We start from the raw sequence: 12,508 nt of genomic DNA on the forward strand, positions 1-12,508 counted from the left end.
AAAATGGATAAAAACATAAAAAAATGTCTTTATACTACAAATTTCGACATAAATATTTGGCTTCTTCCTGTAAAATGATCAGTAAGATATGTGACTAATTTACTAGACAGGGTGGTTATATGGATTCACTACAAAACTTTTTTGATACTTCTATAACGACTGTTGACCTAGAAGCGCTTGAAACATATAAAACTATTCTTATTCATAGTACTGAAATAGCATTTGTCCTAGATTTAAATGGAACCATATTATGTACAAACACTAAATTGGAAGAATTAATTGATTATCCATCAAAGGAAATTCAAAACCTATCCTTTTTTCAGTTCGTATCAAAGGATGATTCATATAAGCTTTTTTCAGCATTAAGTAACATAAAAAAAGGAAGACCAGACACCTTTACATGCGCTATAAAGCAGAGAGAAGGTAATCCGCTTGAAATTGAAATGACAACCATCCCTATTAAGCATGATAATAAAATAATGGGTGTTATTGGAATTGGTAAAAACATTACGAAAGAAAAAAAACAAGAACGAGAATTAATAAAAATCCAAGAGAGTCTTAATCACATGCAAATGATAGGGAATACAGGCAGTTGGGATTATGACGTAGTTGAAGACAAAGCGTTTTGGTCAAAACATATGTACCGTATTTTTGGACTACCGGAAAACTCCTCCTTTATTCCAACCTACAGTAGTTTTCTCTCCTTCATCCATCCAAATGATCGTGTCCGTTTTATTCAAATCTTTGAACAGGCATTAGAGCAAGGTGAAAGCTTTCAAGTTGAGTTTTGCATTCTCGGTTCAGACGGAAAAAAACGAGTGTTAAGCCAACAGGCAGATGTGATGGTAGATGAAAGGGGAAAAGCAGTTCGCCTCATTGGTACGATTCAGGATATTACCACTCAGAGAACAACGGAGGATCTATTAAGAAAAAGCGAGGAACAAAAGCAACTTATCTTTAACAAGCTTGAAGTGGCTATTTGGTCTGTAGATATCGCAACGAACAACGTGCTGTTTTGTACAAAAGGTTTTGAAGATATTTATGGGTATTCTACGGATATACTGGAGAACAATCGAGATTTCTGGCAAAAGGTCATTCATCCTGATGACTTTCCAGGTGTACTAAATAACCAAAAGATGCTCGAGCAAGGAAGAGATATTCGTCACCAATACCGTATTTATCATAGTTCTGGTGAAATTAAATGGGTCGCTGACCATACGATTCCTGTCTTAGATGACGAAGGGGTACTTATTAGACTAGACGGAATTATTTCAGACATCACAGATCAAAAACAAGCTGAAGAAAAGATGAACTATTTAGCACATCGTGATCATTTGACGAACCTGGCTAATAGAAGAATGTTTGACCATATCATTCACGACACACTCATTCAAGCGTCAGAAAATGATAGGCAATTTGCTATCCTTTATGTAAATTTGGATCGCTTTAAGAAAATCAATGAGACCTTTGGGCATTTAATTGCGGATGAATTGTTAATCGAGGTTTCAAGAAGGTTAACTCAATTGGTACCAGAAGGAAACCTGGTTGCACGAATGGCTGGTGATGAATTCTCTGTTATTGTCACAACGGAAGAATTAGTGGCTAATGTGAAGGAGTTTGCAAATGCCATTCATCAATCCATATTAAGTCCTTTTTTAATAAAAGGGTTTGAGCTTTATTTGTCCGCTAGTATTGGTCTTAGTCTCTTTCCTACGCACGGAGAGACGATAGAAATTCTGTTAAATAATACGCAGGCAGCAGTGAATCGGGCGAAACAATTGGGCAAGAACAATGTTCAGCTTTTCAGTAACACGATGCGAGGAAAGCCCTCTAGACACTATTTTCTTGAAACTGATATGAGAAAAGCGCTAAAAAATAATGAGTATGAATTATACTATCAACCTCGTGTTTGTACACATACAGGGAAAATTCTTAGTGCTGAAGCATTAATTAGATGGAATCATCCTGAGCTTGGTTTTGTGCCACCGATAGAATTTATTCCATTAGCTGAAGAAAACGGATTAATTTTAGAAATCAGTGATTGGGTAGCCAAGACAGTATGTAATCAGTTGAAAGCGTGGCAGAAAGAAAAGGTTCCAGTATCACCGGTTTCGATTAATATTTCAGCACAAGGTTTTTTAAGAAATGACATTATCCCCAAAATAAAAAAACTGTTACATGAAACGGGCGTTAACCCGCACCTATTAGAGCTTGAAATAACAGAGAGTTCCTTCCTTTTTAACATGGAGAAGGTTATACAGGAAGTAGCAGAATTAAAAAACTTAGGAATAAAAGTGGCACTAGATGACTTTGGAACGGGCTTTTCTTCTTTAACACATTTGAAAGAGTTAAATATCGATACGTTAAAAATTGATCGACTCTTTATCAATCAAATTGTTGAGAAAAAACAAGATGAAGTTATTACCTCAGGTGTCATCGATCTTGCTCACGGATTAGGGATAGAGGTCGTTGCAGAAGGTGTGGAAACACTAGAACAATTGACGCTATTACGAGAGAAAGGCTGTGACCAAATTCAAGGGTACTTGTTCAGTAAGCCTGTTCCGGCGACAGAGTTTAAAACATTGCTAGAAAAAGAATTTATATATTGTTAATAGCATAGTAGATCATAAAAGGGAGAGTTAAAAATGAAACATGAGCAAAGGAATGGTAAGAAGAATTTACGCCTTAATTTACAAGCGAAGCTAACGCTGATGATTGTTTTTCTTATTTTTGTTATTACGTCACTAAGTACAACAGTGACGGGAACTATGCAGGCCTATATTGAAAATCTTCTATTGCTTAATATCATTACAGCTGCTGTTACCATTATTCTTGGAGCTGTAGGAGCATTCTTTATTATACGATTAATACTGAAGAAGCCTCTTGAACAGCTAACAGAACTAGCGTTAGCGTTCAATAATAACGACTTTACAAAACGGATTACACTAAAATCAGGAGACGAATTCCAAACATTGAGTGAGGTTTTTAATGGAACGGCGGATCAAATGGAAACATTGATCAGCGAGATTCAAGCTTCAAGTGAAATTCTTTCTAACCGGACGATGGATTTTAAAGGGTCATTAAAAGAAACACAAGAATCATCCCAACAAATCGCAGCGAGTACGGAAGAGTTCACATCAGGCACGGAGCAATTGACGAGTGAAGTTGCCAAAATTGCAGATGAAGCAACAGAGATGTCAGCGGGCTTGCAGCAGTTTGCGGTAAGTATTGAACAGGTTGATGATTCTGCGTCTAATGTTATCGATTATGTTCAAAAAGGAGAGGAAGCCATCTCCAGTTCAATAGAAAGAGCAGAATCTACAAAAAATAAGGTCGGTGAAACCGTAGAAAATGTGACGCTCCTTAATACAAAGTCAAAGGCAATCAATGATGTTATTGTTATTATTAACGGGATTGCCGAGCAGACCAACTTACTTGCTTTAAATGCTTCTATTGAAGCGGCACGAGCAGGAGAGCATGGAAAGGGCTTTGCTGTTGTGGCAGATGAGGTAAGAAAACTGGCTACACAATCAAAGGAATCAACGGTTCAAATTCAGCAACTCGTTCAGGATATACAAGGTAGTATTACAGATATTGTTGAGGATGCCCAGACTAGTGAAGTTGAAATTATTAATATGGTTGAAGAAGTCAAGCATACAGGAGAAACGATTAAAAATATTAACGTAGCTACGACCGTTATAAAAAAACAATCACACGAAATCCGCCAAACGATCAAAGAGTTAACAGGTCGTGGTGAACAAATAAATGATTCCATTACCAATACGTCTGCAGTTATGGAGGAATCAAGAGCTAGCACAGAGGAGGTAGCTGCTTCTACTGAGCAACAGACGGAAACGATGAATCAGTTATCAGGTATGAGTGAGGAGCTCGAGGACTTATCAAAAGGGTTAGATGAGTTGGTAAGAAAATTTCAAATCTCTACTAATCGAAGGTAACATTTTATATTGAAAAAAATTAATACCGTTAAACGAAAATAGCAAACTTGTCGAAAGAGAAGGACGCAAAGCCACGGGCCTAAGGACGACTATGGCAGCCGGGTTGCCGAAAAAAACTGATACGAGGTGGCTGTCTGTTTTTTAGGTGTCCATCTCTTTTTTATGCATTTTTTGAAGAAGCAAATTTGAATATTGATAGTAAAAGGGGTTAAGAAGGTAACATGTCAAGAGGTAGAGTCAAACAATATGCGCATTTAGAGGAAGAGTGGATTCAACTTTATAATAATGAGGGACTTACTTTCTCTGCCATCGCAAAGCAATATAATGTTCAACCAGAAACGGTTTCTAAATATATAAAAGGCAAAGTGGAAAAAAGAATGAGCAGCCGTTTTAGCGAGGGTTCTATAAAAAAATGGGTTCGTGAATATCAAAAAGGAAAAACCTTTGCTGATATTGCAAGAAAATATCAAGTTAGTGAGACAGCTGTGAAGACGAATGTATACAAAGAGATCCAGCCTGTTATTAATGAATTAAAGTGGGCATGGGTATCTTTATATAAAAAAGGCAAGTGTTTAAAAACGATAGGAAGTAGTTTTAATTACCACCCAAAGGTTGTATTGAACGTAATTAAAGATGAAGTAAACTTAGTCAATACGAATAATCAAAACGTGTATGAGCCTTTTATTAAAGAGTGGGTCAAGCTTTACAACGATGGGCTTTCCTTTCAATACATAGCGAATAAGTTCGATGTAAGTGTTGATACCGTTTATCGAAATATAAAAGATGTTGTAACGATTCGAAATAAGAGAACATGTACAAAAACGATCAAAACGATGTTACCAAGATGGAAACAACTTTATGACGAACAGGGGAAGACGCTTCAGGAAATAAGCCAATATTATAACGTGTCAGTATCTACAATCAGTAGGCATTTAAATAATGAAAAGAACAAATAAGTTAGTTTAAATTTAAGGTAAAGGAAGATTCCATGCAAAAAATTCTTATTTCAATATTACTAGTTCTTGTCGTTGGTCTATCAAGTATTATCTATTTACAAAATAAGGATCATTCTACTAATAATGACCTTGCTACACTAGAAGATCGAATCTTTCAAACAGATAACATGATCATCACCATTCAAAATAGTTCTCATTTGCAGCTCGCGGTTGCAATTGAAACGGATTCAAAGAAAAGTTATTCTGAACTGGAAAATGCCTATCCGCTTATTGAAAACAAAATGATTCATTCTCTGTCATCTTTAGAGAGACAAGAGATACAGAGTGAAGATGGGATTGAACGGATTGAAGCCACCATTATGGCTAGTATTGGTTCGCTCCTTACAACAGGTGAGGTGAAAAATGTTTATTTAACAGAAAAGATTTTGCAGTAATGCTTATCCTTCATAAAGAAGGTATCCAAGAAGGTATAGGTTGAAAAATGATTCCTTCGATACCTTCTTCTTTAATATTTATATACTACTATTTCCATAGTGGAAATATATGAAATGTGTTGTAATTCAAAGGATTAATGATTAAAAAGGATGGTAAAAAATGAAAACATTTAACAACTTGAAGTTAGCAACAAAAATTAATTTACTTGTTATTGCTATTTTTTTGGTCTTTTCAGTCGTGGTTGGTTTTGTCGTTCATTTATTAGTAACAGATGGAGTTAAACAAAGTGCTATTGAGAAAGCGCGTTCTGATATGTACCTGTCTTATCAAGCCATTGAGCAAAAGTTCCCAGGTGAGTGGGAAATTGAGGATGGCAGATTACTCAAAGGAAATGTATTAGTTAATGACAACTTTGAAATGGTTGATTATATTGCTGAGATGACAGGTGGAACAGTTACGATTTTTCAAGGTGATACACGTGTAAGTACAAACGTACAAATAGATGGTCAGCGAGCAGTTGGAACACAAGCTTCTGACGCTGTAATTGAAACGGTTTTACAAAATGGTCAGGACTACTTTGGTGAAGCAAATGTAGCGGGTGTCATGAACCAAACGGCTTATCAACCTATTGTTGATAGAAATGGAGAAACGATCGGGATGTGGTTTGTTGGGGTGTCTCAAGAGTTTATTGATGAAACCATTTCAAACATTATTACCGGCCTTGTGATGGTCCTTGCTATTGGGCTGGGAATAGCCATTATTGTAGTTATATTATTCGCTAAACAAATAAAGAAAAGACTATCAAATGTAGAAGCAGCGCTCGAATCAGCTGGTAATGGAGATTTCACAACAAGTTTAGAGGATAATTACAAAGATGAGATAGGCCAACTATCTAGAAGTTATAACTCTATGAAAGATAATTTATCAGCGTTAATTCAGCAAGTTATTGAAACATCAGAGCAAGTAGCAGCTTCTTCTGAAGAACTATCAGCTGGGGCAGAAGAAACAAGTCGAGCTACTGATCAAATCTCTGAATCTATTCAATCCATTGCAGCAGGTTCTGAGAGTCAAGTTTCAACTACAGGGAAAGCGAATCACTCAGCAGCGGCAATATCAGAAAACATGAACCAAATTTCTAATAACGCTAACAAGGTAACTGAATCGGCTATGATGACAAAAGAAAAATCAAAATCTGGTTATAGTGTGATTCAAGAATCGGTCAATAAAATGAAATTGGTTAGTACGAAAGCAGATGAAATATCAAAGGTTGTACAACGGTTAGGACAAAAGTCTAGCGAAATAGGAAATGTTGTCACGCTCATCACTGAAGTGGCGGATCAAACGAATCTACTGGCTTTAAATGCTGCTATTGAAGCAGCGAGAGCAGGAGAGCAAGGTAGGGGATTTGCCGTGGTGGCAGACGAAGTCCGCAAGCTAGCAGAACAATCTAGTCAGTCAGGAGGACAAATTCAATCACTAATTCTAGAAATTCAAAATGAAATTAGTCAATCTGTCAGATCAATGGATGAAACGAGAAGCGCTGTTCGTGAGGGCTCAATAGCTGTTGAAAGGGCAGGGGATGAGTTTGAAGGGATCTCTGTATCTGTGCAAGATGTAACAGCTCAAATTCAAGAAGTAATGGGTAATATTCAACAAGTAACCAACCAAATGACATCAATGGTATCATTTATTGATGAGGCAGCTGGTATTGCTGAAGAGTCGTCTGCTTATTCTCAAGAAGTAGCTGCTGCAGCCGAGGAACAAAATGCCACAATGGAAGAGATTTCAGCCTCTGCGACAACACTTTCAGGAATGGCTGAGGAACTTAAGGAGTCTGTAAAGAAATTTAGAGTTTAAACGTCAGATTCGAATTGTTATATAAATCAAGGGGGTGTCTGAAAAGGTCTGATTTTGACCTTTTGAGGCACCCCCTTACTTAGATGTCTATTCTTAAACCTTAAAGAAAACGATTAGTCTAACTTATAATTCGGCAAAATTAATACCTCTACGCGTCGATTTTTACTCCGACCTTCTTCTGTCTCATTGGTTGAGACAGGGTGATACTCACCATATCCAGTCGCACTTAAATTTTTTGGATCTAATTCTTCATTTTCAATCAATAACTTCATGAAGCTCAGTGCGCGGTGGGCACTTAAATCCCAGTTAGAGCGAAAGTCAGCATTGTTAATGGGAATATTATCTGTATGCCCTGCTACAACAATGTTTCGTGGTGGATCGGTAACAAGCAATTCAGATACCTTATCAGCTAAATCTACTGCATCAGCTCGCACATTTGCACTGCCTGAGTGAAACAAAGCATTGTCTAAAATGGTTATAAGTAAGCCATCCTCAGATAACTTCGTTTCGAGCTCAGATCCGAGATTTTGCTCGAGAATATATTGATCAAACTCATTTTTAAAGTTGAGAAGTTCATGATGTTCTTGTTGACTTAAATCCGTTTCTCCGTCTTTGTTTTCATCAGAATTACTTTTGCTATGATCAGGAACTGGAACGGGCTGTTCTAAAACCCCACTCCCGCCTTGGAAGTTCTCATTAAACACAACCATCAGCTGCTGGTATTTTTCCGCATCAACCGAACTTACAGCAAATAATACGATGAAAAGGGCTAGCAACAAGGTCAGCATATCAGCATAAGGAATTAACCACGATTCATCTACGTGCTCTTCATGATGGTTCTTTTTCCTAGCCATTAACACTCTCTCCTTGACTTGTATCGTCTGCCACTTCGCTGCGTTCTGCTTGTGGAATATAGACGATTAATTTATCTTTAATGGCACGAGGAGGAACACCAGCTTGAATCGATAACACACCTTCAATCATTAGGCTTTTTACCATGATTTCATGCTTTGACTTCCTTTTTAATTTATTAGCAAATGGGTGCCAAAGCACGTACCCTGTGAATATCCCAAATAAAGTCGCAACGAATGCAGCCGCTATCGCGTAGCCTAATGCATCGATATCATTTAAATCACCAAGAGCAGCAATTAATCCTAAAACAGCACCCAGTACGCCAAGAGTAGGCGCATATGTGCCCGCTTGGGTAAAGATAAGTGCTCCAGATGCATGTCTTTCCTCAATCGCATTTAACTCTTCTTCCATGGTATCTCGAATAAAATCAGGATCCTGACCATCAACGACCATTTTTATTCCTTGCTTTAAGAAGGGGTCTTCAACGGTCTTGAATTCCTGTTCTAACGCTAGGAGACCTTCTTGACGGGCTTTTAAACTAAGGTCAGAGAATAACTGGATCAAGTTACTAACATCAGGATCCTTGCGATTCTTAAATAATACGCCAAACAATTTAGGAATTCTCTTTACTTCGTTACCAGGGAACCCAATAAGAATCGTAGCAGCCGTACCAACAAAAATAATAATAATGGCAGCAGGATTCAGTAAAACCCCGAAGCTTGTTCCTTTGAAGTAAAGCCCAAATAAAACAGCTAGTACCCCTAAAATAATGCCAAAAATTGATGTTTTGTCCATAATTTCACCTGTTCTTATTAAAGTCTATGTTGTATTCGCTTCGTTAGTTATTTTGCACGAAGGGCTATCTAAAAAAGAAAGCAGAGGAGTTCGATCACCTCTGCTTTTCTGTTATAAATTGAACTTCTTTACCGTCTCTTGTAATTCTTCAGCCATTCTCGATAACATCTCAGCAGACGCAGAAATCTCTTGCATCGTTGCCGTTTGTTCTTCGGCTGATGCAGCGACATTTTGCGAGTACGAAGAGGCGTTCTCCGCAATTGTAGAAGCTTCTTTAATTGCCTCAAGCATGTTCATCGTGCCCATAGCGATTTGTTGGACAGCGATCGACACTTCGTCGACTTGAACGGAAATGTCATTGATGGATGAGGAGATCTCTTTAAACTCATCTCCAGCTTCTGTTGCATAAACAAGACCTTGCTGGACCGTGTTGCTTCCTTCAGCCATCGATGTAACCGATTGTTTAATATCAGCCTGAATATCTTGGATTAGCGTACTAATTTGCCCAGCCGATTGATGAGACTGTTCAGCTAATTTCCGAACTTCATCCGCAACAACGGCAAATCCTCTACCATGCTCGCCAGCTCTTGCTGCTTCAATCGCTGCATTTAATGCAAGCAAATTCGTTTGATCAGAAACTGCTGTAATGAGAGATATGATGCTGCCAATTTCACTCGATTTTTCTTCCAAGTTCGAAATCACCGTCGATGTGGCAACAGCTTGGTTGTTAATCGCATTCATTTGATTCATGGTTTTTTCAACGATTTCTAACCCATTATTTGACTTTTGTTGAGCGGTACTTGTTGCTTCTGAAACAGAAAAGATGTTTCGCGCGATTTGTTCCACCCCTGCCGAAATTTCATTGGCTGTATTATTTGCAGTAGATGTACTCTCTGCTTGATTTTCAGCGCCGGAGGCAACAGCTTGGATGGATTCGGTAATTTGATCGGTTGCTTTTGCCGATTCGTTCGCACTTGCATTAAGCTGCTCGGATGAAGCTGCTACTTGTTCAGAGTTCGTCTGAATGCTTGAAATCATTTCTCGTAAATTATCGGTCATTTGGTTAAACGATTCATTTAGATCGTGTATTTCATCCTTACTCTTAACGGTAATTCGTGAAACCGTTAAATCACCCGAAGCCACTTGCCTTGCAACGCCACTTAGTTTGAAAATAGGTTTTGCGATGAGATTAGCGACGAAAATCCCGCTAATAATAGCTAACAGAAAAGCAATGGCACTAACGATCACAACTAAGATAGCCGCAGCTTGTGCGGACTGAGTTGTTTCCGCCTGGACCTCGTCTAATCTCTCTTCTTCAAACGAAGTAAGAGCTCGAGATACTTCACGCATTTCCATGCTAATAGGCAAAACATTTTCATTGGCTACTCGAATGCCATGATCATGAATCGATCTTGAAATGTTAATTGCTCGTTCTGATTCACTTAAGAAAATATTGTTGAGTGTAGAAAGTCTATCTATATAGGTAAGCGCCTCTTCTGAAGAAGTCAACTCTCGAGCGCTTTCGATTAAACCTTGTACTTCGCGGTTATTACTATGCATTTCGTCAATAAACGATTCATCTTCAAATAGGAAATAAGCGTTAAGATCGTTTGCTTGATCACTAGTTAGTGCTTCAATTTCCTGACTAATCGAGCGGACTTCTGACACCGTTTCAATTAAATATGTAAAAGATTGATTCGTTTGCTTTAAGTTATAATAGGAAATAAAGCTAGCAACTCCAAACAAAATCGAAATCAAAACAAAGCTAGTAATCAATTTTTTTCGAATGGTAAAATTCATAAACGTAGTTGTTTTTTTGCTTTTTTTGTTTCTTAATTTGTGACTTTTTCTCTTTGCGTAATTTCATCTGTGAACCTCCAAGTAAGAGTTAGTAGATCTGTGATTAATCTAGTAATAAGTAAATGTCCATATCTCCGGTGTCTTGGAATGAGAGGGGGACTTGCATTCCTTTGTCAAACTCGGCTAGTACGATATGTTCTTTTATGACAAAAGGGGTGGTAATATCCGTCGTCACACCGTACTCCACAAGGATGGTCGAAAAACTACCGGCGATCATATTGCCTAACTCACCAATGAATGAATCTAACATCTCTCCTTCAAGTGGCATCCCAAACATCGATTGACCAATAGCTGAAAAAACCGCTACATCTCCAGTCATGACTAATTTCCCTTTCATATCGCCTATAAGTTCAATAGAAACACCATAGTCGACTACTACTGAATGTTCTAATCGTTTCGGAAAGGAATTGGTTATTTGAAGAGGAACGACATTTTTCATAGAGGTAATGATTCCTTGGATGAAGTGAATGTTTGTTTGATAGGTCATGTCTGTTGTAGAAATCATTTGTGATCCTCCTTCTTAATAAGATATGAATAGTAAAAATGACTACTCCTAAAAAGAGGAATAGCCAAATAGAGTATGTTGAACAAACTATTACTTGGCAACCAGGCGAACATAGTATGAATATACCTTAGTCCCTAGGCTTTGCGTCCTACACTTTCGAGTAGTTTGCCTTTTTCCTATTTAATTATAGAACTTTCGCCTTATCATCATATACTGAAAAATGTGCTAATTCAACCGGTTTCAACATATTTCTACAAGTTCATAACGAAAAAAATCTAGAAATATAAAAAAAGATTAAAAAAGTCCTAAACATGTTGAATCAGGTGCCGATAATATTATTGTAAAGCTGAAAGTGCATATGGCGGCCGAATATGTGCTGGAGGCTTAAAACTAAAGATCCCGACACAAGGACGTGGAGGGTGTAAATTCAAGGAGGAAATTTATAATGATTATTAATAATAATATTCCAGCGTTAACGTCTTACCGTCAAATGGGAGCTAATCAAAAAGCAGCTTCAAATTCAATGGAAAAGCTAGCTTCAGGTCTTCGTATTAACAAAGCAGGGGACGATGCAGCAGGTTTAGCAATTTCTGAAAAAATGCGTGGACAAATTCGTGGTTTAGATCAAGCGTCTCGTAATGCTCAAGATGGTATTTCTATGATTCAGACAGCTGAGGGTGCACTTCAAGAGACACAAAACATTCTTCAACGTATGCGTGAACTATCTGTACAAAGTTCTAATGATACGAATACCCTTACTGATCGAAAAGAAATTCAAAAAGAGATGAACCAATTAATTGAGGAAATTGATAGAATTTCTACGGATACAGAATTTAATACAAAAAAACTATTAAATGGTGATTTGACAAGTAGTGGAACTACTGGAACAGCAACTACTGCTGATGCAGTATCATCTCAGACGACAGGAACAAGTGGTAATATTGCTATTACAGACCCGTCCACTTTCACAGGAGAAACAGGAACATGGACATTAGCTACCACTGACGGTACAGCTTTCACGTTGGATAAGGGTGATGGAACTGGTGCACAAACAATTGATTTGAGTACTGGAACAGCAACTGTAGATGGTATCGAACTAGATATTTCAGGAATTACTGCTGCTGCTAATGATGAATGGTCAATAGAGGTAACTGCAGCTTCTACAGGTACTGGTACATCAACTGGCGGAGCGGTAATCCATATTGGAGCAAATAGTGCTCAAAGTCTAACTGTAGATATTAATCAAATGGATAGTACAACACTTGGTGGAGGAACTAATACTGGAACAGCAA

General features: G+C 37.8%; 10 protein-coding genes and 2 riboswitches. Of the genes, 6 read left to right on the forward strand and 4 right to left on the reverse strand.

Features of this window, described 5'->3' with window-relative positions; genetic code table 11:
- Positions 1-119: 119 nt before the first annotated feature.
- From LQ50_RS13500 to LQ50_RS13520, 5 genes are all read left to right on the forward strand, one after another.
- Positions 120-2,612 (forward strand): sensor domain-containing protein, encoded by a 2,493-nt coding sequence (locus tag LQ50_RS13500; protein ID WP_052144759.1) that lies wholly within the window; start codon positions 120-122, stop codon positions 2,610-2,612.
- Positions 2,613-2,645: 33 nt separating this feature from the next.
- Entirely contained in the window at positions 2,646-3,956 is a 1,311-nt protein-coding gene (locus LQ50_RS13505) for a methyl-accepting chemotaxis protein (RefSeq protein ID WP_034630209.1), read from the forward strand.
- Between the two features lie 30 nt (positions 3,957-3,986).
- A riboswitch (cyclic di-GMP riboswitch) is annotated at positions 3,987-4,067 on the forward strand.
- 110 nt (positions 4,068-4,177) lie between these two features.
- Positions 4,178-4,912 carry a COG3415 family protein gene (locus LQ50_RS13510; RefSeq protein WP_034630211.1) on the forward strand — a complete coding sequence of 245 codons (735 nt, stop codon included), beginning with the start codon at positions 4,178-4,180 and terminating at the stop codon, positions 4,910-4,912.
- 32 nt (positions 4,913-4,944) lie between these two features.
- Positions 4,945-5,346 (forward strand): flagellar basal body-associated FliL family protein, encoded by a 402-nt coding sequence (locus LQ50_RS13515; protein WP_034630213.1) that lies wholly within the window; start codon positions 4,945-4,947, stop codon positions 5,344-5,346.
- Positions 5,347-5,506: 160 nt separating this feature from the next.
- Positions 5,507-7,204, forward strand: coding sequence for a methyl-accepting chemotaxis protein (locus LQ50_RS13520; RefSeq protein ID WP_034630216.1), 1,698 nt, complete (start codon positions 5,507-5,509; stop codon positions 7,202-7,204).
- Positions 7,205-7,317: 113 nt separating this feature from the next.
- Here LQ50_RS13520 and motB read toward each other — a convergent pair whose 3' ends face one another.
- From motB to LQ50_RS13540, 4 genes are all read right to left on the reverse strand, one after another.
- Positions 7,318-8,058 (reverse strand): flagellar motor protein MotB, encoded by a 741-nt coding sequence (gene motB, locus LQ50_RS13525; protein ID WP_034630218.1) that lies wholly within the window; start codon positions 8,056-8,058, stop codon positions 7,318-7,320.
- The gene (gene motA / locus LQ50_RS13530; protein ID WP_034630220.1) at positions 8,051-8,851 is read right to left on the reverse strand and encodes a flagellar motor stator protein MotA; all 801 of its coding nucleotides are present in this window, start codon (positions 8,849-8,851) and stop codon (positions 8,051-8,053) included. Before motA ends, motB begins: the two co-directional genes overlap by 8 nt.
- A 111-nt stretch (positions 8,852-8,962) precedes the next feature.
- On the reverse strand, positions 8,963-10,651 hold the full coding sequence (locus tag LQ50_RS13535) for a methyl-accepting chemotaxis protein (protein WP_052144760.1): 1,689 nt from the start codon (positions 10,649-10,651) through the stop codon (positions 8,963-8,965).
- A gap of 103 nt (positions 10,652-10,754) precedes the next feature.
- Positions 10,755-11,216 (reverse strand): chemotaxis protein CheX, encoded by a 462-nt coding sequence (locus LQ50_RS13540; RefSeq protein WP_084138805.1) that lies wholly within the window; start codon positions 11,214-11,216, stop codon positions 10,755-10,757.
- Between the two features lie 93 nt (positions 11,217-11,309).
- A riboswitch (cyclic di-GMP riboswitch) is annotated at positions 11,310-11,396 on the reverse strand.
- Positions 11,397-11,661: 265 nt separating this feature from the next.
- Here LQ50_RS13540 and LQ50_RS13545 point away from each other — a divergent pair.
- A partial coding sequence (locus LQ50_RS13545; protein WP_034630223.1) for a flagellin N-terminal helical domain-containing protein occupies positions 11,662-12,508 on the forward strand: 847 nt, incomplete at its 3' end.

This window comes from Halalkalibacter okhensis, from assembly GCF_000787375.1.
GTDB classification, from domain to species: Bacteria; Bacillota; Bacilli; order Bacillales; family Bacillaceae_D; genus Halalkalibacter; species Halalkalibacter okhensis.